Genomic DNA, 25,610 nt, shown 5'->3' with positions numbered 1-25,610 from the left:
TTAAGAGGGCCGTTACGCGAGTCCCCGGCGGGCGACCGCCGGGGGCCGGTGTCCCGCGATGGACGCCACCATGTCCAAGACCTGTCGCGTCTCGGCGACTTCGTGCACCCGGTAGACCTGCGCCCCGAGCCACGCCGACACCGCCGTGGTCGCGAGCGTCCCGATGACCCGTTCCTTCACGGGCTTGTCGAGGGTCTCGCCGACGAAGTCCTTGTTGGACAGCGAGACGAGCACCGGCCACCCGGTGTCGACCATCTCCGGAAGCCGCCGCGTCGCCTCCAGGGAGTGCCGCGTGTTCTTCCCGAAGTCGTGACCGGGGTCGATCAGCACGGACTCGCGCGGCACCCCGAGGGCGACGGCCCGCTCCGCGTATCCGACCGTCACGTCCAGGATGTCCGCCATCACGTCCTCGTACGTCACCCGGTGCGGGCGCGTGCGGGGCTCGGCGCCGCCCGCGTGCGTGCACACGAGGCCCACCTTGTGGCGCGCCGCGACCTCCGCGAGCTTCGGGTCGACACCGCCCCACGCGTCGTTGAGCAGATCCGCGCCCACCTCGCACACGGCGTCGCCGACCTCGTGCCGCCAGGTGTCGACGCTGATGATCACGTCGGGGAAGCGGCGCCGCACCTCGGCGACGAAGCCGACGGTCCGCCGCGCCTCCTCCTCGGCGGTGACCTCCTCGCCGGGACCGGCCTTCACCCCGCCGATGTCCACGATCATGGCGCCCTCGGACACCGCCTGCTCGACGCGGGCGAGCGCGGGCTCGTCCCGGAACGTGGCGCCCTGGTCGTAGAAGGAGTCCGGGGTCCGGTTCACGATCGCCATGATCACCGGCTCGTGCGCACCGAATTCGTGCTGGCCCAGCCTGAGCATCCCCTGTGACTCTCCTTCTCGTTCCCGGTTGAACATCGTCTGCGACCTTAACTGTCGGTGCGGCATGGCACGATCGAAGCCTGACGGTTGAGGGCCGCACGGCCCGGTCGAACCCAGGGGACGGCAGACATGGTCATGTTCTTGTTTCTGGTCGCCGCGCTGGTCGTGGTGATCGCGGCGGTGACGTTCGCGGTCATCGGCGGCGGCGACAGCGGCACGCTGCGCGACGAGCCGTCCCAGTTCTACGCGGACCCGCTGCCACCCGACCGCCCGCTCGACCCCGCCGACCTGGAGGCGCTCCGGCTGCCCACGGCGGTGCGCGGCTACCGCATGGCGGAGGTGGACGACGCGCTGAACCGCCTCGGGGCCGAACTGGCCGAGCGGGACGCGCGCATCACGGAGCTGGAGGCCGCCCTCACCTCGGCCCACACCCGGGCCGGCCCGCAGCCGCCCGACCGGGGCCAGGACACGGGCTACACGCCACCTGGTGAGTACGGGTTCGGATTCGAGACGGGGGAGGGGTTCCGGTGAGCGAGCCGACAGGAGGCGCCGTCCCAGGACCCGACGGAGAGCCGCGCTGCCCCTGGGGTCTTTCGACCGAGGACTACGTCGCGTACCACGACGAGGAGTGGGGCCGTCCGGTCCACGGCGACGACGCGCTGTTCGAGCGCCTCTCCCTCGAGGCGTTCCAGTCGGGCCTGTCCTGGATCACGATCCTCAGACGCCGCGAGGGTTTCCGCGCCGCGTTCTCCGGATTCAAGATCGCGGACGTGGCGGCCTTCACGGACGCCGACCGCGAGCGCCTGCTCGCCGACACCGGCATCATCCGCAACCGGGCCAAGATCGACGCGACGCTGGCCAACGCGCGCGTGCTCGTGGACTGGTCGCCCGGCGAGCTGGACAAGCTGATCTGGTCGTACGCGCCGGACGCCGCCGCCCGCCCGGTCCCGAAGGTGCTCGGCGACGTGGCGGCGATCACCGACGAGTCGACGGCCCTCTCCAAGGAGCTGAAGAAGCGCGGCCTGCGCTTCGTCGGCCCGACGACGGCCTACGCGCTGATGCAGGCCTGCGGCCTGGTCAACGACCACCTGGCGGACTGCGTGTCCCGCGCGCGTACGACGGTATGAGTCCGGTGTGAACCGGGTCAGCGGCCGAGGTACTTCGGCCGCTCCTTCGCGATGAAGGCCTGCACCGCGATGGTGTGGTCCTCGGAGGCGCCGGCCCGCGCCTGCAGCTCGTCCTCCTTGTCGAGCGCCTCGTCGAGGGAGTGGTCCCCGGCGAAGGCGAGGGACTCCTTCAGCGCGGCGTAGGCGACGGTCGGCCCCTCGGCGAGCGTGCGTGCCACCTTCCGGGCCTCTTCGGCGAGTTCGGCGGCGGGTACGAGCCGGTTCGCGATCCCCAGCTCGTAAGCCTCCTGCGCCTTCAGGGAGCGCGGGAAGAGCAGCAGGTCGGCCGCGCGGCCGGGGCCGATCAGGCGCGGCAGCGTCCAGGAGACCCCGGAGTCGGCGGTGAGCGCCACGCCCGCGAACGAGGTGTTGAACGACGCGCTGTCCGCCACGATCCGGTAGTCGGCACAGAGCGCGAACCCGAATCCGGCGCCGGCCGCCACGCCGTTCACCGCGGCCACCACGGGCTTCGGCATCTGGGTCAGGGCCCGCACGATCGGGTTGTAGTGCTCGCGCACCGTGTTCATGGTGCGGCCCTCGCCGGACTCTCGGTCCGCCAGCAGCGAGCCGACGTGCTCCTTGAGGTCCTGACCCACGCAAAACGCCCGGTCGCCGGACGCAGTCAGCAGCACCGCCCGTACCGTCTCGTCGGCCGCGGCCGACTGCACCGCGTCGCGGAGGGCGACCTTGGCCTCGGTGTTCATCGCGTTCATCGCCTCGGGGCGGTTCAGCGTGATCGTCGCGAGCCCGTCGCTCACCTCGTAGAGCACGGTGTCGGCCATGGGACTCCTCCTATGCGGTCGCTCAGTCGTCCGTGCTCAGCATGACGTAGATCACGACCCATGGAACGGTCTCGGCATGTGACCTGCGTCTAACAAATTCGCGTCGGCTGGGGTCCGAAGATGGCGCAGTATCGCAGTCGGATCCCCGAATTGAGTGGTTTTGGTCGAGCGCGTTGTGCAAGCGATGCCGACCGATGTTGGTCATCGGGTCCCGCGATGCGGGATAATGACCTGGAAGCAATGTGTTCGATGCCGGTGACGTGTGCCCACCCAGAGGGCCGTCGGCTGACGATGAGCTGGTTTCAGGAAGGGGAACGAGCATGGCGGCCATGAAGCCGCGAACGGGTGACGGCCCGCTCGAGGTGACAAAGGAGGGGCGGGGCATCGTCATGCGCGTTCCGCTCGAAGGCGGCGGTCGGCTCGTGGTCGAGCTGACGCCGGACGAGGCGAGCGCCCTCGGTGACGAACTGAAGAAGGTAGTGGGCTGACACCTTCTGCACCCGCGTCCATTCCCCGCCGAGGTGGGGTTGGACCGGTCCTCGGCTGACGCGCGAGCGACCATACCTTTTCGACTGCCCTGGCACACATCGGTGCCGGGGCAGTCGTGTGTGCACAGGGAACCGGGCCCGGGGCGCCGCCGCCTCGACCGCAGCCGCCTCGACCGCTTCAGCGCTTGACGGCGCAGAGCAGCCCGTCGCCTACCGGCAGCAGCGACGCGAGCAGCTCGGAACTCTCCCGTACGGCCCGCAGCAACTCGCGCTGGCGCACCACTTCCACCGGCTGCGGCCCCGAGTCGACGGTCCGCCCCTCGGCGAGGACCCCCTGGAAGACGACCAGGCCACCGGGCCGCAGCAGGCGCAACGATTCAGCGAGGTAGTCGAGGCACTCCAGCCGGTCGCCATCGCAGAAGACCAGGTCGTAGCCGCTGTCGGCGAGCCGTGGCAGCACATCGAGGGCGCGGCCGGGAATGAACCGGGCCCGGTTGCTGGCGAAGCCGGCGGCGCGGAACGCCTGGCGCGCGAACTGCTGCCGCTCCGGCTCGGGATCGACCGTGGTGAGGACGCCGTCGGGCCGCATCCCGTGCAGCAGGTGGACCCCGGACACGCCCGTGCCCGTACCGATCTCGGCGACGGCCTTCGCCCCTACCGTGGCAGCGAGCATCCCCAACGCCGCGCCCGCGCCGGGGGACACCGGGCACAGCCCTGTCTCGCGGGCCCGGTCACGAGCCCACCGAGTCGCGTCGTCCTCGGCGACAAAGGCGTCGGCGAACGCCCAACTCGTCTGCCGGTTGCCGGTAATGGCCCTCTCCCGTCCCCGTGGATGCCTGCGCGTGACTTTATCCGTTGGTGGCGGGAACTCGCAGATGGGACCGCGCGTTTGAACAGACAGGGGGAAAGAGCAGGCTGGACACGGGGAACAGCGGGGGAGAACGCGATGGCGACAGCCGTGCGGGCGGCGGTCGAGAGGCGACCGGCAAATCTGAGTAAAAACGCTTATCCGGAGCTAACGGACGGAGTGGTTATGGTAGGTGCTCCACTGGACACCACCAGAGCCGATAGGGGAGGTGCGGCTGCGCCTGTGGATCGGGGAGGACGGCTCCGGCGTCTTCTCAGGTCGGCGGGTGAGCCGAAATCCGTGACCAACACCGCTGACCGAATCCGCACCGTTGACTCCGCGCAGACCGCGACCTTTGCCGCCGATGCGGAATCGCAGGCGTGGACTCCCCCCTCGTGGGAGGAGATCGTCAGCACGCACAGTGGCCGCGTCTACCGTCTCGCGTACCGCCTGACCGGGAACCAGCACGACGCGGAGGACCTCACGCAGGAGGTCTTCGTCCGTGTCTTCCGTTCGCTCTCGACGTACACGCCCGGCACCTTCGAGGGCTGGCTGCACCGCATCACCACGAACCTGTTCCTCGACATGGTCCGTCGCAAGCAGCGCATCCGCTTCGACGCGCTGGGTGACGACGCCGCCGAGCGGCTGCCCAGCAGAGAGCCGTCGCCGCAGCAGGTGTTCAACGACGCGCACTTCGACGCCGACGTCCAGCAGGCGCTGGACACCCTCGCGCCCGAGTTCCGTGCCGCCGTCGTCCTGTGCGACATCGAGGGCCTCTCCTACGAGGAGATCGCCGCGACCCTCGGCGTGAAGCTGGGCACGGTCCGCAGCCGTATCCACCGCGGCCGCTCGCAGCTGCGCAAGGCGCTGCAGCACCGCTCGCCCGAGGCCCGCAAGGAGCGTCGCACGCTCGCGTCCACGGGGTCCTTCCCCGTCCTCGGAGGAGGGGGCGCGCCCGCGTGAGTGGATCACGTCTCAATCCTGCCGAACGCCAACAGACCGCGGCCGACGAACACCTGGGGGACAGGCTGGCCGCCCTGGTCGACGGCGAGCTGGACCACGACGCCCGTGAGCGCGTCCTCGCGCACCTGGCGACCTGTGCCAAATGCAAGGCCGAGGCCGACGCCCAGCGCCGCCTCAAGAGCGTCTTCGCGCAGGCGGCCCCGCCGCCGCCCTCCGACAGCTTTCTCGCCCGCCTCCAGGGGCTGCCCGCGGGAGGTGACACCGACGGTGGCACATCGTTCGGGGGAGGCGGATTCGGCAGTGGCCGACCGCTCGGGGGGATCCGGGGCTTCGGTCAGGGAGTCTTCGACGTAGACCCGGAGCCCTTCGGCTACGCGCCGTCCGGCGCGCACGCCGCCGTTCTCCCCAGTGATCAGCACGGCTTCCGCATCCACGAAGTGACCCGTCCCGACCGGCACGAGAGCGACCGGAGCTCCCGCTCCCGACGCTTCGCGTTCGCCGCGGCCGGTGCGGTGTCGCTCGCCGCGATCGCGCTCGGCGGGGTCACGACCGCGGCCCCGGTCGACAACGCCGACGCGCGCGGTGGCGGCTCCGGCAGCAATGTCACGCCGCTGCGCAATCAGCCGTCCGGTGCCGCTTCGGCCTCGGACACGCAGCGCCGCAGGTCGAACACCTCGCTGCTCGGCCAGCGTGGGGGCGCCCTCGCGGCGCCCGTCTCGCCGACCGAGGCGGGTGCGCCGCTGCTGCCCGGCGGGGGACACGCGGAGAGCGCGGGCTATCCGTTCTCGACGCCGTTGCTGGCCGGTGCGGCCCGTATGTCGCCTCTCATACGCCCCGCGGCCCCCGCCGTCGCGGTCTCGTTCGCGCCGCGCCCCTCCGCCCCGCCGTCGGCCTCGTCCGACGGCACCTCCTTCGGAGCGGGCCTCGCCGCCGCCTCGGCGTCGTTGCCGACCGCGTCGTCCCGTCCTTCGTCGCTGCGCTGACACTCTCTGCGCCCGCGCCGTCGAACCTGGTTGAATCCAGGTGAGGCGGTGCGTCGGGTGCTGATCCGGGTCGCGCGCGTGGGAGTCGGCGGTGCGGTGCCGTGGGCCAGGCTTGGGGAGAGCGGCGGGACATGGACGAGGGGTATCCCACGGAGGGCTCCGCCAAGGGTGAGGTGGCGGAGCGGTCGACCGTTCCCACGTCACGGGGCTCCGCCCCGGACCCCGCTGGCTCTCGTCCCAGAGCGGGGCTTGATTTTGCCCACCGCCCCTGGCACCAGCCGGACTCCGGGCCGACCGCGCCGACCGCGCCGCCCCGGCGGAGGCGCAGGCTCGTGGTGGGGGCCGTGGTCATTGCCCTGGCCGCCGGAGGCATCGGTGGGGCGATCGGGTCGTACATGGAGCGGACCGGCGTCGGGGCGAACATCCGACTGCCGCAGGCCGACGCCGAGTCCAAGCACCGGGACCCCGACAGCGTGGCCGGTATCGCGGCGCAGACCCTGCCCGGCGTCGTCACCATCCACACCTCGGGTTCGTCGGAGGAGGGCACCGGCACCGGCTTCGTACTGGACGGCCAGGGGCACATCCTCACGAACAATCACGTCGTCTCGTCGACGGACTCCGACGGTGAGATATCCGTCACGTTCTCCAGCGGCGAGAGCGCCCGAGCCGATCTGGTCGGACACGACAGCGGCTACGACCTCGCCGTGATCAAGGTGTCCGGGGTGCGCGGGCTCAAGCCGCTGCCCCTGGGCAACTCCGAGAACGTGCAGGTGGGCGACCCCGTCGTCGCCGTCGGCGCCCCCTTCGACCTGGCGAACACGGTCACCTCCGGCATCATCAGCGCCAAGGGGCGGCCCATCACGGCGGGCGGCGAGAAGGGCGACGGGAGCGACGTCAGCTACGTGGACGCGCTACAGACCGACGCGTCCATCAACCCCGGTAACTCCGGTGGCCCGCTGGTCGACGCGAAGGCCCGCGTGATCGGCATCAACAGCGCGATCCGGTCGGCCGACACCGGGGGTTCGGAGCTGCCCGAGGGACAGTCGGGCTCCATCGGCCTCGGCTTCGCGATCCCGGTCAACCAGGCGAAACGCGTGGCGGAGGAGCTGATCAACGCCGGGCGGGCGACGCATCCGGTGATCGGGGTCACCCTCGACATGGACTTCTCGGGCGACGGTGCCCGCGTCGGCTCGAAGGGCAACAGCGGCGGCTCGGCCGTCAGTCCGGGCGGACCGGGAGCCAGGGCGGGGATCGAGCCGGGCGATGTGATCACCGAGGTCGACGGCGTCCGCGTGCACTCCGGCGAGGAGCTGATCGTCAAGATCCGCACCCACCGCCCCAAGGACAAACTGGTCCTCATGGTCGAACGGGGTGGAAAGGAACGGGAGATGCCGCTCGTTCTCGGTTCCGCCGACGGCGGCTGACCGACTCCTGACCGGTCATGGCGCGGGATGCGCGATCCTGGAGGTTCCCCGGTGGCTACCGAATGGACAGGTGGGCCGGGTACCGTGGACCGGGTCCGCTGCCGGACCCTGCCAAAGACCTGCTGCTGATGTTCGACCGCGGGCCGAGGACACGCTAGGAGTGCAAGGTGTTCAACGACATTGGCCCGCTGGAGGTCGTGACGATCGTCGTGCTGGCCGTTCTCGTCTTCGGCCCCGACAAGCTCCCGAAGGTCATTCAGGACGTCTCACGCACCATCCGTAAGATCCGGGAATTCTCGGACAGTGCAAAGCAGGACATTCGCGACGAACTCGGCCCGGAGTTCAAGGACTTCGAGTTCGAGGACCTGAATCCCAAGACGTTCATCCGCAAGCAGCTGGACAGTGACGAGCTGGGGCTCAAGGAGATTCGCAACGGCTTCGACCTGAAGAAGGAGATGGCCGAGGTCTCCGACGCGGCGCACACCGTCGGCGAGCTGGAGGACTCCGGATCGTCGAGCGGGACCGGCGGCGGCCGCGTGGACATGCAGAAGCGGCCCGAGGTCGACATGCGGAAGCGCCCCGAGGGTTCCGAGAAGCCGGCCGCCATCGAGCCGCCGCCCTTCGATGCGGACGCGACCTGAACCCCCTCGAACCACCCCGAACACGGCTGAACCGCGCCTGACGAAACCGGGCCCCGCGGAACCGGTGTGGCATCCTGCCTTGTTGTTGCGCGGAGCGGACGTGAGAACGCCCGAGGGGGGCGGCCCGCGCCGGTCCGTAACTGAGCGAGGAGGCGGCCGGGTACATGGAGACGACGAGTCGGGTAGGCGCGCAGGCGCCGGCCACCGAGGGGGCCGACGAGGCCCTCACGGCCCGGCGCACGGTCGACGGCTACCTGCTGGCGCCCTTCCCGTGGTACGGCCTCGACGAGGCCTTCACGGGACCGCGTTGGCTGATGCAGGTCGGCACCACGGCGGACGGTTCCGTGGAGCACGGTTCGATCGGGCACGGTGACGCGCCCTCCGTACGCAGCGAGCTCACGGAAGACACCGAGCGGTTCGCGGTCGTGGTGACCGTCGCCGCCAATCCGGTACGGCGCACCGCCGACGGCACCGGCGTACTGGAGGCCACGTCCGTCGCCTCGGCGGCCTGGCTCGCCGGCGTCGGGCTGCTCTCCTACACCTGGCCGCTGCAGATGGACCACACGCTGCGCGACGACTGGCTGGAGCAGCAGACCGAGACGGCGTGGGTGCTCGCGGACGATCTCGCGTCCGAGGACTGGGCGACGCTGACGCTGCCGGTCGACGGCGTGCCGACCCCGTTCCACTACCGGGAGTCCGAGTACGGCTGGGTGCTCGCCGGCTCCACGCAGGCCGGGGTGCACCTGGGCGCGTACGGGCGGGGCATGAGCGCGTACGGGCTCGGGTTCTCCGTCGTGAAGGACATCGCGGCGCTGGAACAGGAACCGGACGTGTGACGAAGAACGGCGGGCCGCCCGGAAAGGGCGGCCCGCCGTTCTGTCGAACCTCGCCAGAAGTCAGAAGTCAGAAGCCAGAAGCCAGAAGCCAGCAGTCAGAACTTGTTGCGCGGCGTGATTCCGAGCGACATCCCCGAAAGGCCGCGCTGACGGCCGCCGAGCTTGTCCGCGATGTCGCGCAGCGCCGCGCCCGCGGGGGAGTCCGGGGCGGTCAGCACGATCGGCTTGCCCTCGTCGCCACCCTCGCGCAGGCGTACGTCGATGGGGATGGAGCCGAGCACCGGCACCTCCGCACCCGTGGTCCTGGTCAGGCCCTCGGCGACCAGCTTCCCGCCGCCCGTGCCGAACACGTCGACCATCTCGCCGCAGTGCGGGCAGGGCAGCCCGGACATGTTCTCGACGACGCCGACGATCTTCTGGTGGGTCTGCACGGCGATCGACCCGGCCCGCTCGGCGACCTCGGCGGCGGCCTGCTGCGGCGTGGTGACGACCAGGATCTCGGCGTTCGGGACCAGTTGGGCGATCGAGATGGCGATGTCGCCGGTGCCGGGCGGCAGGTCGAGCAGGAGCACGTCCAGGTCGCCCCAGTACACGTCCGCGAGGAACTGCTGGAGCGCGCGGTGCAGCATCGGCCCGCGCCAGACGACCGGCGCGTTGCCCGGCGTGAACATGCCGATGGAGATGACCTTCACGCCGTTCGCGGACGGCGGCATGATCATGTCTTCGACCTGGGTGGGCTTGCCGTCGGCGCCCAGCATGCGCGGGATGCTGTGCCCGTAGATGTCCGCGTCGACGACGCCGACCTTCAGGCCGTCGGCGGCGAGCGCGGCCGCCAGGTTCACGGTCACCGAGGACTTGCCGACGCCGCCCTTGCCGGAGGCCACCGCGTACACGCGGGTCAGCGAGCCCGGCTTGGCGAACGGGACCTCGCGCTCGGCGGTGCCGCCACGCAGCGCGGTCGCCAGCTCCTTGCGCTGCTCGTCGCTCATCACATCGAGGGTGACCTGCACCTCGGTCACGCCCTCGACGGCGGCGACGGCGTCCCGCACGTTGTTCTCGATCGTCGATCGCATCGGGCAGCCCGAGACCGTCAGATACACGGTGACCGCGACGACTCCGTCCGCACCGATATCCACTGATTTGACCATCCCCAATTCGGTGATGGGGCGGTGGATCTCGGGGTCGTTCACTGTCGCGAGTGCCTCGCGCACCGCGTCTTCCGTAGCCATGCACCCGAGTCTACGGCGGGGTAACCCGCACCCGGAAAGCCCTGTCAGCGGTCGTCTACGTCACGTCCCCGCTCGCGCTCCGCGGGGAATACCCCGGACCCCGGAGCGGACTGCCGCTGCTCCTCCAGCTCCTTGATGAGGTCCTGCAGCTCGGAGCGGATCCAGTCACGCGTCGCGACCTCGCCCAGCCCGATCCGCAGGGCCGCCATCTCGCGGCTCAGATACTCGGTGTCGGCGATGGAGCGCTCGTTCTGCTTGCGGTCCTGTTCGAGATTGACCCGGTCGCGGTCGTCCTGCCGGTTCTGCGCGAGCAGGATCAGCGGGGCGGCGTACGAGGCCTGCAGCGACAGCATCAGGGTCAGGAAGATGAACGGGTACTCGTCGAAGCGCAGATCGTGGGGCGCGACGATGTTCCACACCACCCACACGATGATGAGCACCGTCATCCAGACGATGAACCGGCCCGTCCCCAAGAAGCGTGCGATCCGCTCCGAGAGCCTGCCGAAGGCCTCGGGGTCGTAATCGGGGATCAGCTTCCGCTTCGGCGCGCGCGGCTGGTCGAGCCGGATGCGCGGCCGGCGCGGGGCCTCGCGCTCGCCACCTTCAGTCGGCATGGCCCACCTCCCCGGCGAAGCCGAGGGACTCGGGGTGGAACTCCTGCTCGCGCCAGTCCTCCGGCAGCATGTGGTCCAGTACGTCGTCCACCGTCACGGCGCCGAGCAGCGAGCCGCTGTCGTCGACGACGGGCGCGGCCACCATGTCGTACGTCGCGAAGAACCCGGCGATCTCCGGCAGCTCGGCCTCCGGGGTCAGCGCCTGCAGATCGTCGTCGAGGATCGAGCTGACCATCGTGTACGGCGGGTCGCGGAGCAGCCGCTGGAAGTGGATCGTGCCCAGGTACTTGCCGGTCGGCGTCTCGTCCGGCGGCCGGCACACGTACACCTGCGCGGCGAGCGCGGGGGACAGGTCGGGATTGCGGATGCGGGCGAGGGCCTCCGCGACCGTCGAGTCGGGGCGCAGCACGATCGGCTCGGTCGTCATCAGGCCGCCCGCGGTCCGGTCCTCGTACGCCATCAGGCGCCGCACGTCCGCCGCCTCGCTGGGCTTCATCAGGTCGAGGAGGCGTTCCTTGTCGTCCTCGGGGAGTTCGCCGAGGAGGTCGGCGGCGTCGTCCGGGTCCATCTCCTCCAGGACATCGGCGGCGCGCTCCTCCTTCAGCTTGCCGAGCACCTCGATCTGGTCGTCCTCGGGGAGTTCCTCCAGGACGTCGGCCAGGCGCTCGTTGCTGAGCGCCGCGGCGACCTCCGCGCGGCGCTTGGGGGAGAGGTGGTGCAGCACGTTGGCGAGGTCGGCGGGGCGCAGCTGCTCGAACGTGGCGAGCAGACTCTCCGCGCCCTGCCCGTGCTCCTCCAGGTTGAAGCCGTCGACGCCCGACCAGTCGACGGTGATCGCCTCGCCCTTGGCGCGCCGGAACGCGCCGCGCTTCGGGGTGCTCTTCCTTACGAAGATCCGGTCGATCTCCCAGTCGCGGCGCGCGGGCAGTTGCTGGATGGAGACGTCGAGGACGGTGACCTCCTCGCCGGTCTCCACGAGCCGTACGCGCCGGTCGAGGATCTCGCCGAGGACCAGGCGTTCGGTGGGCCGCTGTTCGAAGCGCCGGACGTTGAGCACGCCCGTGGTGATGACCTGGCCAGACTCGATCCCGGTGACGCGGGTCATCGGCAGGAAGATGCGCCGTCGGGTCGACAGTTCGACGACGAGCCCGAGCAGTCGCGGCGGTCTGCGGCTCACGCGCAACATCGCCACCAGGTCGCGCACGCGGCCCACCTGATCACCGTTCGGGTCGAAGACGGCGATGCCGGAGAGGTGCGACACGAAGATCCGGGGAGCGGCTCCAGCCATACCGTCGCGCGCCTCCTTCCGTTTTCCTTCGCATTCGTCCGGATATACAGGCAATTTCTCGCCCAGGCTAGCCGTTCCCCGTTCCCCGCGCCTTTGCGCGTCGGCCACCAGACCCGGGCGGGTAACCGCAGATCGCGGGGGTACGCTGCCGTACCTGTCCGCACCCAGCTGCCGTACGAGAGGTAGTCCGCCCGTGACCCTGCGCCCCCTCACCCGTCGTACCCGCAGGACACTCATGGTGGGCGTGATGTGTACGGGGCTCGCGGTGGGCCTCGCTGCGTGCAGTGAGGAGGACCCGGACGCGGGGACGAACGGGGTCGGCAAGCTGGCCCCGGCCAAGATCCAGTCCCGTACGGTCCGGGCGGCCCGCGGCGCGGACGCGGTGCGCGTCGCCGGCACGGTGGTCGTCAACAAGAAGACGTACAAGCTGGACATGCGGCTGAAGGCCGACGGCGGCACGGGGTCGGTGAGCACCGGCGGCGGCACGTTCCGGCTGCTGCGGGTCGGCGACCACCTGTACCTCAAGGCGGGCGCCGGTTTCTGGACGCACTCCGAGGACGGCAAGGACGGGCACGGGGCGGGCAACGCCGCGCAGAAGCTCGACGGCAAGTACGTGAAGGTGCCGAAGGGCGACCCGGCCTACCAGCGGCTGAGCACGTTCACCGACAAGGGCGTGCTGCTCGACGGCCTGCTCGCGCTGCACGGCACGCTGGCGAAGGGCGGGCGCGGCTCGGCGGGCGGCGTCCGTACGGTCGAGCTGACCGGCGGCAAGGGCGCGGGCGGCACCCTCGACGTGTCCCTGGAGGGCGGCGCGTACCCGATGCGGCTGGAGCGGGCCGGGGGCGCCGGCACCATCCAACTCAGCGACTGGGGCAAGGACTTCACCCTCCGCGAACCCAAGTCCACGGAAACGGTCGACTACGGCCAGGCCCTGCCGGGCTGACCCACAATCAAGCCCCGCCTTTCGGACGAGAGCCAGCGGGGTCCGGGGCGGAGCCCCGAGACGTCAACGCCGCTTCCGCCGAGCCAACAGCTTCGGCAGCCCCGCCGGCACCGGATTCCGCGTGGTGGCCGGCGACCCCACCGGGGCCGCGGCCAACGACCCGTCGGACGCCGGTTCCGGTACACCACCCACGGGCTCAAGGCGGAGCACCCGGCACTCCCGGGCCCACCGCTCCATCATGGTCTCGGAGTCCGGCGCGTTCAGCCGCTTGCCCTTCAGCTCGCCCACCACGGCCTCGTACGTCTCCGTACCCGCGGCCAGTTCGACGACCTTCGCCCGCCAGCCGACGAGCCGCCCGCCCTTGTCCTTGCTGCGCACGGTGACAAGCGCCGAGCCGCCGTCGACGAGGTCGGGCAGCGGCTGCTCGCCGGGCCCGTCGCCGACGAGGCACGCCGCGCCCTCGTGCCACACGTGCCACAGGGCCCGCTCCACGCCCCGGTCCCCACGTACCCAGATCAGCCCGGACTTCTTCGTGGCCTCTTCGACGAGGGCGGCATCGAGCAGTTCAGCAGTCGTCATACGGGAAGCGTAGCCAGCGCCACCGACAGGCCCTAGAGCCACCCGTTGCGCTTCAGCATCCGGTGGATCGAGAAACAGGCGGCGACGGTGACACCGAGCACCAGGGGATAGCCGAACCGCCAGTGCAGCTCCGGCATGTACTTGAAGTTCATGCCGTACACACCACAGACCATGGTCGGTACGGCGATGATCGCGGCCCACGAGGTGATCTTGCGCATGTCCTCGTTCTGGGCCACGGAGGCCTGCGCCAGATTGGCCTGGAGGATCGAGTTCAGCAGCTCGTCGAAGCCGATGACCTGCTCCTGCACGCGCTCCAGGTGGTCGGCGACGTCCCGGAAGTACTTCTGGATGTCCGGGTCGATCAGCCGCATCGGCCGCTCGCTGAGCAGTTGCAGCGGGCGCCGCAGCGGGGCGACGGCCCGCTTGAACTCCAGTACCTCGCGCTTGAGTTGGTAGATCCGCCCCGCGTCCGAACCGCGCGGGGAGCCCTTGCCGGGCTGCGAGAAGACCTCGGTCTCGACCTCGTCGATGTCGTCCTGCATCGCGTCGGCCACGGCCAGATATCCGTCGACGACGTGGTCGGCGATCGCGTGCAGCACGGCGCTCGGACCCTTGGCGAGCAGCTCGGGGTCGTCCTGGAGCCGATGCCGCAGCGCGCGCAGCGAGCCCTGCCCGCCGTGCCGGACGGTGATGAAGAAGTCCCGGCCGGTGAAGCACATCACCTCGCCGGTCTCCACGATCTCGCTGGTGGCGGTGAGTTCGGCGTGCTCCACGTAGTGGATGGTCTTGAAGACGGTGAACAGCGTGTCGTCGTAGCGCTCCAGCTTGGGCCGCTGGTGGGCGTGGACGGCGTCCTCCACGGCGAGCGGGTGAAGCCCGAACTCCGCGGCGATACCGGCGAATTCCTCCTCGGTCGGCTCGTGCAGGCCGATCCAGGCGAAGCCGCCGTCGCGCCGCACCTGGTGCTTCGCGCCGCCGGGCGTGAGGCACTCGGAGGACGGGACGCGGACCCCGTCGCGGTACACGGCACAGTCCACGACGGCCGAGCAGGCCGCCGCGTCACGCGTGAAGTCGTACGAGGTGCGGGCCTCGTTGGCGTACGGGGCGACGCTCTTGCGCAGCGAGGGACGGACGGCGGCTCGCAGGTCGCGCATCATCGACATGGGCAGGCTCCTTCGCGGGCGGGAGTCGCCGCGCGTCGGGTGGAACCACCCGGAATGAGGACGTCCTGGTCAACCGGGAACCGGGACATGCTGCACGTCCACAAAGCGGGAAGCACCGCACCGACACTGGGCGGCTTCGCTGACTGATTCAGATCGCGACATCCGAGGCGGACGTCGATGAGATCAGGGGAACGAAGTGCTCTTCCGGCAGGCGCGGCCAGCATGATGTGCGGCTGACTGCGGGTGAGATGAGGCCCTGGGCCCTACAGGCCGGAAGAACGGGTAGTACTGCACGGTCGACTTCGATCCATGACAGCCCCACCTCCTCCGGCCGGTCCCCCGTGGGGGACGTGAAACGGGTCGGTTTCCCGACGGGCCCGCGTGGGGCCCTCGGCGGACACGCACTGCGTGTTGTCCCGACCAGCGGCCAAGACTATCAGCCGACCGGCGAAAGCGGGCCCCGTCCTTACCCGTTGGGTGCGAGATCTATGCTCGCGGGATGGCAGAAGTTCTTGCGCTCGTGGAGGCGCGACTCCGGACAACCCTGGGTGAACCGGACGCGCGCGCGGCGGTCACCTTCCTCGGCACCGACCGGATCGAGGTGTTGCGCTTCACAGACGTCTCCCAAAACGTCGTGCGCTACGCCACTCTCGGCATGGCCGCGTCCCCGATGACCGACCCGACGGCGGCCCTCGCCGACCCCGTCAAGGGCCCTCGCGCGGAGCTGGTCCTCACCGTCCGCGCCGGCCTCGCCGACACCGACAAGGTGCTGCGCCCGCTCGCGGTCCTCGCGGCCTCCCCGCAGGTCGAGGGTGTCGTCGTGGCGCCGGGCGCCTCGCTCGACGTGGGCGAACCGCTGTGGCCCGGCGCCCCGTTCACCTCGGCCCTCGTCGCGGAGCCGGGCGGACTGATCGAGGACCTGGATCTGGACGACCCCCTGGACCCCGTACGTTTCCTGCCGCTGCTTCCCATGACGCCGAACGAGGCGGCGTGGAAGCGGGTGCACGGCGGCGCCGCGCTCCAGGAGAAGTGGCTGAACGGCGGAACGGACCTGCGCGACCCACTGCGCAAGTCCGTAACCCTGGACTGAGAACCGGTCAGTTCGCGTAGACCGAGACGCCGTCCTCGGTGGCGTGCTTCGGCTCCAACTCCTCGGCCTCGTGGGTGAGTGCGCTCCTGCGCACCCAGACCACGACCGCGCCCAGCACCGCCGTGATCGCGGCGACGACGAACGGGATGTGGATGTTGCTCCACTCCTCGATCTTCGGCGCGAAGAACGGGGCGGCCGCGGCGGCGAACCACCGGACGAAGTTGTAACCGGCGCTCGCCACCGGCCGCGGCGCGTTCGAGACGCCGAGCGCGAGCTCGGTGTAGACGGTGTTGTTCACGCCGATGAAGGCGCCGGACAGGATCGTGCAGACGATGGCCGTGGTGTGGTTGCCGTATCCGAGGACGAGCACGTCCAGGGCGAGCAGGACCAGCGAGCCGCCGAGCACCTTGAGCGAGCCGAACCGGGCCTGCATGCGCGGCGCGACGATCACCGAGAACAGTGCGAGCAGCAGACCCCAGGCGAAGAAGACGGCGCCCGACTTGTACGGGGTCATGTTCAGCACGAACGGCGTGAAGGCCAGCACCGTGAAGAACGTGTAGTTGTAGAAGAAGGCCGAGATCGCGGCGGACGCGAGGCCGCCGTGGCCGAGCGCCTTGATCGGGTCGAGGATCGAGGTCTTCTTCGCGGGCTTCGGCTGTTCCTTCAGGAACACGGTGATGCAGAGGAAGCCGATGGCCATCAGCGCGGCGGTGCCGAAGAACGGGTAGCGCCAGCTGGAGTTGCCGAGCAGCGCGCCGACGAGCGGCCCGCAGGCCATGCCGAGCCCGAGCGCGGACTCGTAGAGGAGGATCGCGGCGGCGCTGCCACCGGCGGCGGCGCCGACGATGACCGCCAGCGCGGTCGACACGAAGAGCGCGTTGCCGAGGCCCCAGCCCGCGCGGAAGCCGACCAGCTCCCCGACGGAACCGGACGTGCCCGCGAGCGCCGCGAAGATCACCACGAGGGCGAGGCCGACGAGGAGGGTCTTCTTGCCGCCGATGCGGCTGGAGACGAACCCGGTCACCAGCATGGCGATGGCGGTGATCAGGAAGTACGAGGTGAAGAGCAGGGAGACCTGGCTCGGTGTCGCTTCGAGGCCCTTGGCGATCGAGGGCAGGATCGGGTCGACGAGGCCGATGCCCATGAAGGCGACGACGGATGCCCCGGCGGTCGCCCAGACCGCCTTCGGTTGACGCAGGATGCTGCCCGCACCTGCGTCGAACGTGTCCCCTTCGGCGGGACCTCCTGTACTGCTGTGGCTCATGCCTGCTGCTCCTTCGAGTCCTTCGAGTCCTTTGGATCGTTGGCGTATACACATAATAAGTTAGAGCAGCTAATTAATGCAAGCTACATCTACCTTCTTCGGGTGGGGCGCCACGGCGGCGCCACGGTGGTGCCCTCCGGACGGGTGATCGTCCTTGACGCGGCGCGGGACGGGGAGGACCGTGGGGCTCTATGAGGGGCGAACCCAGTTGCCCGAAGTGTGGTGGCCGGGTCAGGGCTCCCGGACTCTTTGCCGACTCCTGGCAGTGCGATGTGCACGGGACCGTGCACCCGATGCAGCCCGTGATCCCGCCCAGTGTCGAGGCGCTCAGCGTCGTGGTGCGGCGTGCGCGGGTGCCGGTCTGGATGCCGTGGCCACTGCCCGTCGGCTGGCTGTTCACCGGCGTGGCCAACGCGGGGGACGAGCGCCACGGCGGCCGCGCCACCGCCGTCGCCTGCTCGGGCCCGGGGCCGCTCGGTGGCGCCGGTGAGCTGGTGCTCGTCGCCGAGGAACTGGGCGTCGGGCTCGGCGCGCGCTACGCGGGGATCGACGGCCCCGACCCCGGTCCGTACATGGAGGTCTCGGGGCCCCCGCAGGCCAAGGTGCTCGCCGCGGGCCGGCCCACCCCGATGTGGCACGTCTCCGGCACGCCGGACGACCGGGCGGTCTTCGCCGGCGAGGCGCGCGGCCTGTGGCTGTGGGCGGTCGTGTGGCCGGAGCAGACGGGGGTGCTGATGTACGACGAGCTGGTGCTCACGGACCTGCGGGACGCGGGGGCCGAGGTGGACCTGCTGCCGTGCGGGGCGCTGTCGCCGCGCATCATGAAATGAGACTCCAGAGCGAGGGTCAGGTAAGGGGTCCGCGCCCGGTTCAGTGGTGACGGGGGTGCTGGAATCCCCGTTATCCTTGAGCGGTCCCCGTCAGTCCGTCGAGCCTGGAGTACGCAGCCGTGCGCATCGATCTGCACACCCACTCCACCGCTTCCGACGGCACGGACAGCCCGGCCGAACTCGTACGGAACGCCGCGGCGTCCGGCCTGGACGTCGTCGCCCTCACCGACCACGACACCACGCGCGGGCACGCCGAGGCCTTCGCGGCCCTGCCCGAGGGGCTGACCCTCGTCACCGGCGCCGAGCTCTCCTGCCGCCTCGACGGCGTGGGCATGCACATGCTGGCGTACCTCTTCGACCCCGAGGAGCCGGCCCTGCTCGCCGAGCGCGAGCTGGTCCGCGACGACCGGGTGCCGCGCGCCAAGGGCATGATCGCCAAGCTCCGCGAGCTCGGCGTCCCCGTCACCTGGGAGCAGGTCGCGCGCATCGCGGGCGACGGTTCGGTCGGCCGCCCGCACGTCGCCTCGGCGCTGGTCGAGCTCGGCGTCGTACCGACGGTCTCGGACGCCTTCACGGACGACTGGCTCGCCGACGGCGGGCGCGCGTACGTCGCGAAGCACGAGACCGACCCCTTCGAGGCGATCCGCCTGGTCAAGGCCGCCGGCGGCGTCACCGTCTTCGCGCACCCCGCCGCCGCCAAGCGCGGCCGCACCGTGCCCGAGTCGGCGATCGCGAAGCTGGCGGAGGCCGGGCTCGACGGCATCGAGGTCGATCACATGGACCACGACGCCGTGACCCGCGACCGCCTCAGGGGCCTCGCCGCCGACGTCGGCCTGCTGGTCACCGGGTCCTCGGACTACCACGGCAGCCGTAAGACGTGCGTGCTCGGCGAGTACACCACCGACCCCGAGGTCTACGGGGAGATCACGCGGCGCGCCACGGGCGCCTTCCCGGTTCCGGGCGCCGGCGGACACGGCGTCTGACGCGCCCCGTACTCACCTCGACCCACCCTTCCGCACCACTCTCGCAAGGCACCCCACCGTGTTCGACGCTGCCGTCTTCGGATCCCTTTTTCTCACGCTTTTTGTGATTATGGATCCCCCCGGAATCACCCCGATCTTCCTCGCCCTCACCGCGGGCCGCCCCGCCAAGGTCCAGAAGCGCATGGCCTTCCAGGCGGTCTGCGTCGCCTTCGGCGTCATCGCCGTCTTCGGCGTCCTGGGCAACCAGATCCTGGCCTATCTGCACGTCTCCGTCCCGGCCCTGATGATCGCGGGCGGTCTGCTGCTGCTCCTGATCGCGCTCGACCTGCTCACCGGCAAGACGGACGAGCCCAAGCAGACCAAGGACGTGAACGTCGCCCTCGTGCCGCTCGGCATGCCGCTGCTGGCCGGGCCCGGCGCGATCGTCTCCGTGATCCTCGCCGTGCAGGACGCGGACTCGGTGGGCGGTCAGCTCTCCGTCTGGTCCGCGATCATCGCGATCCATGTGGTGCTGTGGCTGGTGATGCGCTACTCGCTGGTGATCATCCGCGTCATCAAGGACGGCGGCGTGGTCCTGGTGACCCGGCTCGCGGGCATGATGCTCTCCGCGATCGCGGTGCAGCAGATCATCAACGGCGTGACGCAGGTGATCCAGGGCTCGTGACCGCCCTGAACTCCAGGCTGTCCTGAGTTCTTGAGAGCCCCGGACCGCAGCGAAGCCCCCGTACGCATCGTGCGTACGGGGGCTTCGAAGTGGGGGAGTCGCTTACGCCGTTACGAGGCGGACGACTCTGCCGGGCGGATGTAGAGGCGCTGCCCGATGGCGGCGGCCTGCTGAACGATCCGGTTGACGGAGGCGGCGTCCACGACGGTGCTGTCCACGGCGGTGCCGTCGACATCGTCGAGTCGCATGATTTCGAAGCGCAAGGGCTTCTCCCTTCGTCTGGTGATCCTCCTGAAGGAGAACTACTGGTGCGGGGGCTTCTCAGCTTGCTCCCGCCGTACGGCCGGGCGGTTGCCCGGCCGTTAAGAGTGAATTGCGCGGCAGCGGTGCCGCGCGTTCCTGTGGGTACAACGAGTTGCCCGCTGCAAACATTCCCTACGCTAAGGAAATTTTTCGATCGGCTAATTACTCGTGCGTCAGCAGTGCCGCGAGAGGCCCGTGAGGTGCTGTGTTACGCCGCCGGATGCCGGTCCCAGAAGGCGGCGAGGGCGGCGGCCGTGGCCCCCGGCCGGTCGGTATTGGGCGAGTGCTCGGCCCCGGCGACGACGGTGCGCTCGGCACCGAGGCGTGTCGCCATGTCGTCCAGGAGCGGCACGGGCCAGGTGTCGTCCCGCTCGCCCGACAGCACATGTACCGCGAGGCCCAGCGCGGCGAGCTCGTCCACCCGGTCCGGCTCCGTGCGCAGCTGCCCCGCCGTGGCGATCAGCTGGGCCGGGCTGTTCCGCATCCAGCGGCGGCGCAGATCCTCGCCGTCACCGCGGAGGTCGGCGGCGTCCTCGGGGGCATCCAGGCCCTGGATCGCCTCCCACACCTGGGCCATGTCGAGCGCGGCGAGGGCGTCCTGGAGCAGCTTGGCGCGCTCCTGCTGGGGCTGTGCCACGGCGGCGGGGCCAGAGGACATCAGCGTGAGCGAGGCGAACGGGGCGGGATCCTCGATGACCGCCGAGCGCGCGACGAGCCCGCCGAGCGAGTGGCCCAGCAGATGCACCCGGTTGGTTCCCCCGGCGGCCTGGAGCGCCGCCACCTGCGCGAGCACGTCAAGCGCCAACTCGCGCTGCTGGTACGGCCGTTCGTCGTCCTGCGGGCCTTCCGTCTCGTACTGCCCGCGGCCGTCCACGGCGACGGTCCGGTAACCGGCCGCGCTCAACGGGGCGTGCAGCTCGATGAAGTCCTCCTTGCTCCCCGTGAACCCGGGCAGCAGCAGGGCGGTGCCCAGGACCGGGCCGCCGGCCGGCTCGCCGGTGAGCGCGGCGAAGTCGCCACGGGCGGTGCGGAGGCGGTGCGCACGGGTGCCGGGCGGCGGAGTGAAGGTCGCGGGCCTGCTCATGTGCCGAGATTACGCGCAGCCACCGACAACGAAGGCCCGGACCCCGCAGCAGCGGGATCCGGGCCTTTCGCCGTGGATCGATCAGGCCTCGGGGGCCACGACCTTCTTGCGCGTGCGACGCGGCTTCGCCTCGGCCGTCTCGGCGACGGGCTCGGCCTTCTTGCGGGTCCGCGCGGGCTTCGCCTCGACGGCGTCGGCGGTCTCGACGACCGGCTCGGCCTTCTTGCGGGTGCGGGTCCGCGTGGCGGGCTTGGCCTCGGTGGCCTCCGCGGTGTCGACGGCGACCTCCGCCTTCTTGCGCGTACGACGCGGCTTGGCCTCGGCGACCTCGGCGACCTCAGCGGCCTCGACGATGGGCTCGGCCTTCTTGCGGGTGCGGGTCCGCGTGGCGGGCTTGGCCTCGGTGGCCTCGGTGGCCTCGGCCGTGTCGACCGCGGCTTCCGCCTTCTTGCGCGTACGGGTCCGGGCCGGCTTCGCCTCGTTCGCGTCCGCCGCCTCGGCGACGGGCTCGGCCTTCTTGCGCGTCCGCGCCGGCTTCACCTCGGCGACCTCAGCGGTCTCGACGATGGGCTCGGCCTTCTTGCGGGTGCGGGTCCGCGTGGCGGGCTTGGCCTCGGTGGCCTCCGCGGTGTCGACCGCGGCCTCCGCCTTCTTGCGCGTACGGGTCCGGGCCGGCTTGGCCTCGGCGACCTCGGCCACCTCAGCGGTCTCGACGACCGGCTCGGCCTTCTTGCGGGTGCGGGTCCGCGTGGCGGGCTTGGCCTCGGTGGCCTCGGCCGTGTCGACCGCGGCCTCCGCCTTCTTGCGGGTGCGCGCGGGCTTCGCCTTCGGCTCGGCCTGCTCCGGCTCCGTGGCCGTCGGCACGGCTTCCACCGTCTCGACGGCGGCCTCGGCCTTCTTGCGCGTACGACGACGCGGCTGGGCGGGAATCTCCGCCTCGACCGTCTCCACGACCGCCTCGGCGGCGGGGGCCACCGGTGCGACCGACGGGGCGCCCGCGCCACCGCGCGTACGGCGGCGACGACGCGGCGTCCGCGGCTCGGCGGACTCCTCCGCGGGAGCGGGAACAGACGCAGACGCAGGGGCGGACGCGGGTGCGGAGGTGGCCGTGGCCTCCCCGGCGCCGACCGGCTCGCCACCGCGCATACGGCGACGGCGGCGCGGCGTGCGCGCCGGGCGCTCACGCTGTTCGCGCTGTTCGCGCTGCTCCCGGTCACGGTCACGGTCCCGGTCACGATCGCGGTCGCCTCGGCCACCACGGCCGCCGCGCGAGGACGACGCCCCGCGGCCACCGGTCTCGCCCAGGTCCTCGACCTCTTCGGCGTCGAGCCCGGCGCGCGTGCGCTCCGAGCGCGGCAGGACACCCTTGGTGCCCGCCGGGATGTTCATCTCCTCGTAGAGGTGCGGCGAGGAGGAGTAGGTCTCGACCGGGTCGTTGAAGTCCAGCTCAAGAGCCTTGTTGATCAGCTGCCAGCGCGGGATGTCGTCCCAGTCGACCAGCGTGATCGCGATGCCCTTCTTGCCCGCGCGGCCGGTGCGGCCGATGCGGTGCAGGTAGGTCTTCTCGTCCTCGGGCGTCTGGTAGTTGATGACGTGCGTCACATCGTCGACGTCGATACCGCGCGCGGCGACGTCGGTGCACACGAGCACGTCGACCTTGCCGTTACGGAAGGCGCGAAGCGCCTGCTCACGGGCGCCCTGGCCCAGGTCGCCGTGGACGGCGCCGGAGGCGAAGCCGCGCCGCTTGAGCTGGTCGGCGATGTCCGCGGCCGTGCGCTTCGTACGGCAGAAGATCATCGAAAGACCGCGGCCCTCGGCCTGCAGGATGCGCGAGACCATCTCGGGCTTGTCCATGTTGTGCGCGCGGTACACGTGCTGCGCGGTGTTCCGCACGGTCGCGCCCTCGTCGTCCGGCGAGGTGGCGCGGATGTGCGTGGGCTGCGACATGTAGCGGCGGGCCAGGCCGATGACGGCGCCCGGCATGGTCGCCGAGAACAGCATCGTCTGACGCTTCGCCGGAAGCATGTTGATGATCCTCTCGACGTCGGGCAGGAAGCCCAGGTCGAGCATCTCGTCGGCCTCGTCGAGGACGAGCGCCTTCACGTGCGAGAGGTTCAGCTTCTTCTGGCCGGCCAGGTCGAGCAGTCGGCCGGGCGTACCGACGACGACGTCGATGCCCTTCTTCAGGGCCTCGACCTGGGGCTCGTACGCACGCCCGCCATATATGGCGAGGACGCGCACATTGCGCACCTTGCCGGCGGTCAGGAGGTCATTGGTCACCTGCTGGCACAGCTCGCGCGTCGGGACGACGACGAGGGCCTGCGGGGCGTCGGTCAGCTGCTCGGGCGTGGCCCGGCCGGCCTCGACGTCCGCGGGGACGGTGACGCGCTCCAGGAGCGGAAGGCCGAAACCGAGGGTCTTGCCCGTGCCGGTCTTGGCCTGGCCGATGACGTCCGAGCCCGAGAGGGCGACGGGGAGGGTCATCTCCTGGATGGGAAAGGGATTGATGATGCCGACGGCCTCAAGGGCCTCCGCCGTCTCGGGAAGAATGCCGAGCTGACGGAAAGTCGAAGTCTGCGTAGTCAGGGTGTTGCCTCTTCTGTGAGGTGCGGCGCGAGGCGAACGCGGGGGTCGTGACCGTGCCGGTCGGTACACCGGACTCGAGCCGCGGTATGCGGGGATCGGGTGGACCGGAAAGCGCGGGACCACTGCCGACGCTCGAGCGCTCGTGCCGCTGAGGGCCCCTCCTCAGGTCCGTACGCCTTGTGACGTACGACCCGGAGGGCTGTCGGGTCGGAGCCGATCGGGCCTCCGACCGGGCATCCTCATTCATGAGGCCCGTCCGAAGTGCGCAGAAGCACCTTGGAGGCGCCTTGCACTCGGCGGGCTCTTTACCACCATACCCCGGAATCGCGCATGTGCGATGGCCGAATGCCGCACGTAGCCGTCGTCACACTCCTTGACCAGGGACTTCCGGGACGCGGAGAGCGGGCTATTGTGCGCTTCATGGAGACGCCTGACAACGCCACGCCGACCACCGAAGCACCCCAAGCAAACCAGGGCCTCACCGGTATCGCCGCCCAGGACTGGGCCACCGCGTCCGCGGACGACAACTATCGCGCCGCCGTCGTCGACCTGCTGGGCGCGCTCGCGTACGGAGAGCTGGCGGCGTTCGAGCGGCTCGCCGAGGACGCGAAGCTGGCGCCCACGCTGGCCGACAAGGCGGAGCTGGCCAAGATGGCGTCCGCCGAGTTCCACCACTTCGAGCAGTTGCGCGACCGGCTCTCGGCGGTCGGCGTGGAGCCGACCGACGCGATGGACCCGTTCGTCGACGCCCTTGACGGCTTCCACCGCCAGACCGCCCCGTCGGACTGGCTCGAGGGCCTGGTCAAGGCGTACGTCGGCGACTCGATCGCGTCCGACTTCTACCGGGAGGTCGCGGCCCGCCTCGACTCGGAGAGCCGCTCGCTCGTCCTCGCCGTGCTCGACGACACCGGCCACGCGTCGTTCGCCGTGGAGAAGGTGCGCGCCGCGATCGAGGCCGACCCGCGCGTGGGCGGCCGGCTCGCCCTGTGGGCCCGGCGGCTCATGGGGGAGGCGCTCTCGCAGTCGCAGCGGGTGGTCGCGGACCGGGACGCGCTGTCGACGATGCTGGTCGGGGGCGTGGCCGACGGCTTCGACCTGGCCCAGGTCGGCAAGATGTTCTCGCGGATCACCGAGGCGCACACCAAGCGGATGGCAGCGCTCGGCCTCGCCGCCTAGCGACGTCTTCTGATTCTTCTGGTTCTTCTGTCCGTGCTGTGTCTGCTGTGTCTACGCATACGGAGTCAGCTGCTGCCGCGCTCTGCCCCGGGTGGGGCGCAGCAGCAGTGAGAGAAGGGCCACGGACATCGCGACCGCGCCCACGAGCGTGGCGATCGCATGGCCGGGACCCAGCGCGCTGTGGGTGACGAACGCCCCGAACAGGGCGCCCGCGATGCCGGTCGGCAGCACGAGTGTGCGTGACGGCAGCCGGTGCGGCAGTCGACGGCCCGCCCCGAGGGCGAGTGCCATGCCGAGCAGTACGGAGCCGAGAGCTTCGAGAAGCATGGTGCGGATACCTCCCGCGCGGCCGGTTGGGTGCACTTCGGACGTAGCCGGTCTACCCCTGGCCTCCCGGGTGCAACCCTCCGCGCGAGGATCGGCCGTGCGCTCGCTGTGAACATGCAAAAGGCCTGATGGCAGCTGTGCCATCAGGCCTTTCACGTTCTGTCCGCGCGTCCCTGACGGGAAGCTCTACAGCGGGCCGAAGCCCACCTTCCGCGCCGACGGTTCGCCGAGCTCGACATAGGCGAGGCGCTCGGCGGGGACCAGGACCTTGCGGCCCTTCTCGTCCTTCAGGGAGAGGAGCTGGGACTTGCCGGACAGCGCCGCGGACACCGCGCTCTCGACCTCCTCGGCGGACTGGTCGCTCTCCAGAACGATCTCGCGAGGCGTGTGCAGCACGCCGATCTTGACCTCCACGGCCTTGTCCCTCCGACGATCCGTGATGTGCGCGGAAGACCGCGCCGTACCCAGCAAACATTAGCCCGGC

General features: G+C 70.6%; 28 protein-coding genes. 14 read left to right on the top strand and 14 right to left on the bottom strand.

Features of this window, described 5'->3' with window-relative positions; all coding sequences use genetic code 11:
• Nucleotides 1-12: 12 nt before the first annotated feature.
• Nucleotides 13-873 carry a dihydropteroate synthase gene (folP, locus tag OKJ99_RS02470; protein ID WP_326013994.1) on the bottom strand — a complete coding sequence of 287 codons (861 nt, stop codon included), beginning with the start codon at nt 871-873 and terminating at the stop codon, nt 13-15.
• A gap of 129 nt (nt 874-1,002) precedes the next feature.
• Between folP and OKJ99_RS02465 the strand changes: the two genes are divergently transcribed.
• Nucleotides 1,003-1,404, top strand: a complete 402-nt coding sequence (locus OKJ99_RS02465; protein ID WP_326013993.1) for a DivIVA domain-containing protein — start codon at nt 1,003-1,005, stop codon at nt 1,402-1,404.
• Nucleotides 1,401-2,000 (top strand): DNA-3-methyladenine glycosylase I, encoded by a 600-nt coding sequence (locus OKJ99_RS02460; RefSeq protein WP_326013991.1) that lies wholly within the window; start codon nt 1,401-1,403, stop codon nt 1,998-2,000. The genes OKJ99_RS02465 and OKJ99_RS02460 overlap by 4 nt, the downstream gene beginning before the upstream one ends.
• Before the next feature lie 17 nt (nt 2,001-2,017).
• Here OKJ99_RS02460 and chcB read toward each other — a convergent pair whose 3' ends face one another.
• Nucleotides 2,018-2,821, bottom strand: a complete 804-nt coding sequence (chcB, locus tag OKJ99_RS02455) for a 2-cyclohexenylcarbonyl CoA isomerase (protein WP_326013990.1) — start codon at nt 2,819-2,821, stop codon at nt 2,018-2,020.
• Between the two features lie 320 nt (nt 2,822-3,141).
• On the opposite strand from chcB, the gene OKJ99_RS02450 reads away from it, so the two are divergent.
• Nucleotides 3,142-3,309: a DUF3117 domain-containing protein gene (locus OKJ99_RS02450; protein ID WP_266713770.1), complete on the top strand. Its 168-nt coding sequence runs from the start codon at nt 3,142-3,144 to the stop codon at nt 3,307-3,309.
• 178 nt (nt 3,310-3,487) lie between these two features.
• On the opposite strand, the gene OKJ99_RS02445 is transcribed toward OKJ99_RS02450, so the two are convergent.
• Nucleotides 3,488-4,186, bottom strand: a complete 699-nt coding sequence (locus OKJ99_RS02445; protein WP_326014021.1) for an O-methyltransferase — start codon at nt 4,184-4,186, stop codon at nt 3,488-3,490.
• 156 nt (nt 4,187-4,342) lie between these two features.
• Here OKJ99_RS02445 and sigE point away from each other — a divergent pair, with 156 nt between their 5' ends.
• The 5 genes from sigE to OKJ99_RS02420 all read left to right on the top strand — a co-directional run bounded on the left by sigE (nt 4,343) and on the right by OKJ99_RS02420 (nt 9,003).
• Nucleotides 4,343-5,119, top strand: coding sequence for an RNA polymerase sigma factor SigE (sigE, locus tag OKJ99_RS02440; RefSeq protein WP_326013989.1), 777 nt, complete (start codon nt 4,343-4,345; stop codon nt 5,117-5,119).
• Entirely contained in the window at nt 5,116-6,102 is a 987-nt protein-coding gene (locus tag OKJ99_RS02435; RefSeq protein ID WP_326013988.1) for an anti-sigma factor family protein, read from the top strand. Before sigE ends, OKJ99_RS02435 begins: the two co-directional genes overlap by 4 nt.
• 344 nt (nt 6,103-6,446) lie before the next feature.
• Nucleotides 6,447-7,526 carry a S1C family serine protease gene (locus tag OKJ99_RS02430; protein WP_407700631.1) on the top strand — a complete coding sequence of 360 codons (1,080 nt, stop codon included), beginning with the start codon at nt 6,447-6,449 and terminating at the stop codon, nt 7,524-7,526.
• 167 nt (nt 7,527-7,693) lie between these two features.
• Nucleotides 7,694-8,167, top strand: coding sequence for a sec-independent translocase (locus tag OKJ99_RS02425; protein ID WP_326013987.1), 474 nt, complete (start codon nt 7,694-7,696; stop codon nt 8,165-8,167).
• Between the two features lie 164 nt (nt 8,168-8,331).
• Nucleotides 8,332-9,003, top strand: a complete 672-nt coding sequence (locus OKJ99_RS02420; protein WP_326013986.1) for a hypothetical protein — start codon at nt 8,332-8,334, stop codon at nt 9,001-9,003.
• Nucleotides 9,004-9,098: 95 nt separating this feature from the next.
• Here the strand turns inward: OKJ99_RS02420 and OKJ99_RS02415 are convergent, their stop codons facing one another.
• From OKJ99_RS02415 to OKJ99_RS02405, 3 genes are read right to left on the bottom strand one after another with little or no spacing between them, the layout of a single operon-like run.
• Nucleotides 9,099-10,232: an Mrp/NBP35 family ATP-binding protein gene (locus tag OKJ99_RS02415; protein ID WP_326013984.1), complete on the bottom strand. Its 1,134-nt coding sequence runs from the start codon at nt 10,230-10,232 to the stop codon at nt 9,099-9,101.
• A 44-nt stretch (nt 10,233-10,276) separates the two neighbouring features.
• Entirely contained in the window at nt 10,277-10,846 is a 570-nt protein-coding gene (locus OKJ99_RS02410; protein ID WP_326013983.1) for a DUF1003 domain-containing protein, read from the bottom strand.
• On the bottom strand, nt 10,836-12,134 hold the full coding sequence (locus OKJ99_RS02405) for a magnesium transporter MgtE N-terminal domain-containing protein (protein WP_326013981.1): 1,299 nt from the start codon (nt 12,132-12,134) through the stop codon (nt 10,836-10,838). The genes OKJ99_RS02410 and OKJ99_RS02405 overlap by 11 nt, the downstream gene beginning before the upstream one ends.
• 235 nt (nt 12,135-12,369) lie before the next feature.
• Between OKJ99_RS02405 and OKJ99_RS02400 the strand changes: the two genes are divergently transcribed.
• Nucleotides 12,370-13,077 carry a hypothetical protein gene (locus OKJ99_RS02400; RefSeq protein ID WP_326014019.1) on the top strand — a complete coding sequence of 236 codons (708 nt, stop codon included), beginning with the start codon at nt 12,370-12,372 and terminating at the stop codon, nt 13,075-13,077.
• A gap of 63 nt (nt 13,078-13,140) precedes the next feature.
• Here OKJ99_RS02400 and OKJ99_RS02395 read toward each other — a convergent pair whose 3' ends face one another.
• Both OKJ99_RS02395 and OKJ99_RS02390 read right to left on the bottom strand, forming a co-directional pair.
• A complete protein-coding gene (locus tag OKJ99_RS02395; RefSeq protein WP_326013980.1) occupies nt 13,141-13,656 on the bottom strand; it encodes a hypothetical protein in 516 nt (171 codons plus the stop codon).
• 32 nt (nt 13,657-13,688) lie between these two features.
• Nucleotides 13,689-14,819 carry a magnesium and cobalt transport protein CorA gene (locus tag OKJ99_RS02390; RefSeq protein WP_326013979.1) on the bottom strand — a complete coding sequence of 377 codons (1,131 nt, stop codon included), beginning with the start codon at nt 14,817-14,819 and terminating at the stop codon, nt 13,689-13,691.
• A gap of 499 nt (nt 14,820-15,318) precedes the next feature.
• On the opposite strand from OKJ99_RS02390, the gene OKJ99_RS02385 reads away from it, so the two are divergent.
• A complete protein-coding gene (locus tag OKJ99_RS02385) occupies nt 15,319-15,909 on the top strand; it encodes a suppressor of fused domain protein (protein WP_326013978.1) in 591 nt (196 codons plus the stop codon).
• Between the two features lie 7 nt (nt 15,910-15,916).
• Here the strand turns inward: OKJ99_RS02385 and OKJ99_RS02380 are convergent, their stop codons facing one another.
• Complete coding sequence (locus OKJ99_RS02380) at nt 15,917-17,173, bottom strand: MFS transporter (protein WP_326013977.1); 1,257 nt, start codon at nt 17,171-17,173, stop codon at nt 15,917-15,919.
• Nucleotides 17,174-17,364: 191 nt separating this feature from the next.
• Here OKJ99_RS02380 and OKJ99_RS02375 point away from each other — a divergent pair, with 191 nt between their 5' ends.
• The 3 genes from OKJ99_RS02375 (at nt 17,365) to OKJ99_RS02365 (ending at nt 19,650) form a co-directional block, all read left to right on the top strand.
• Nucleotides 17,365-18,003: a DUF6758 family protein gene (locus OKJ99_RS02375; RefSeq protein WP_326013976.1), complete on the top strand. Its 639-nt coding sequence runs from the start codon at nt 17,365-17,367 to the stop codon at nt 18,001-18,003.
• A gap of 119 nt (nt 18,004-18,122) precedes the next feature.
• Nucleotides 18,123-18,986 (top strand): PHP domain-containing protein, encoded by an 864-nt coding sequence (locus OKJ99_RS02370; RefSeq protein WP_326013975.1) that lies wholly within the window; start codon nt 18,123-18,125, stop codon nt 18,984-18,986.
• Nucleotides 18,987-19,044: 58 nt separating this feature from the next.
• Nucleotides 19,045-19,650 carry a MarC family protein gene (locus OKJ99_RS02365; protein ID WP_326013973.1) on the top strand — a complete coding sequence of 202 codons (606 nt, stop codon included), beginning with the start codon at nt 19,045-19,047 and terminating at the stop codon, nt 19,648-19,650.
• Between the two features lie 110 nt (nt 19,651-19,760).
• On the opposite strand, the gene OKJ99_RS02360 is transcribed toward OKJ99_RS02365, so the two are convergent.
• From OKJ99_RS02360 to OKJ99_RS02350, 3 genes are all read right to left on the bottom strand, one after another.
• A complete protein-coding gene (locus OKJ99_RS02360) occupies nt 19,761-19,913 on the bottom strand; it encodes a hypothetical protein (RefSeq protein ID WP_306317966.1) in 153 nt (50 codons plus the stop codon).
• Nucleotides 19,914-20,161: 248 nt separating this feature from the next.
• A complete protein-coding gene (locus OKJ99_RS02355) occupies nt 20,162-21,037 on the bottom strand; it encodes an alpha/beta fold hydrolase (protein WP_326013972.1) in 876 nt (291 codons plus the stop codon).
• An 81-nt stretch (nt 21,038-21,118) separates the two neighbouring features.
• The gene (locus tag OKJ99_RS02350; RefSeq protein ID WP_326013971.1) at nt 21,119-23,521 is read right to left on the bottom strand and encodes a DEAD/DEAH box helicase; all 2,403 of its coding nucleotides are present in this window, start codon (nt 23,519-23,521) and stop codon (nt 21,119-21,121) included.
• Between the two features lie 522 nt (nt 23,522-24,043).
• Here OKJ99_RS02350 and OKJ99_RS02345 point away from each other — a divergent pair.
• Nucleotides 24,044-24,799: a ferritin-like fold-containing protein gene (locus tag OKJ99_RS02345; RefSeq protein WP_326013970.1), complete on the top strand. Its 756-nt coding sequence runs from the start codon at nt 24,044-24,046 to the stop codon at nt 24,797-24,799.
• A gap of 51 nt (nt 24,800-24,850) precedes the next feature.
• Here OKJ99_RS02345 and OKJ99_RS02340 read toward each other — a convergent pair whose 3' ends face one another.
• Together OKJ99_RS02340 and OKJ99_RS02335 are read right to left on the bottom strand one after the other, a co-directional pair.
• Entirely contained in the window at nt 24,851-25,126 is a 276-nt protein-coding gene (locus OKJ99_RS02340) for a hypothetical protein (protein ID WP_326013969.1), read from the bottom strand.
• 186 nt (nt 25,127-25,312) lie between these two features.
• Nucleotides 25,313-25,540, bottom strand: a complete 228-nt coding sequence (locus OKJ99_RS02335) for a DUF3107 domain-containing protein (protein WP_326013968.1) — start codon at nt 25,538-25,540, stop codon at nt 25,313-25,315.
• Between the last annotated feature and the right edge of the window lie 70 nt (nt 25,541-25,610).

The sequence above is a fragment of the Streptomyces endophyticus genome, from assembly GCF_035798155.1.
In the GTDB taxonomy this organism is placed as follows: domain Bacteria; phylum Actinomycetota; class Actinomycetes; order Streptomycetales; family Streptomycetaceae; genus Streptomyces; species Streptomyces endophyticus.
This window is presented reverse-complemented; position numbering and strand designations above follow the sequence as displayed.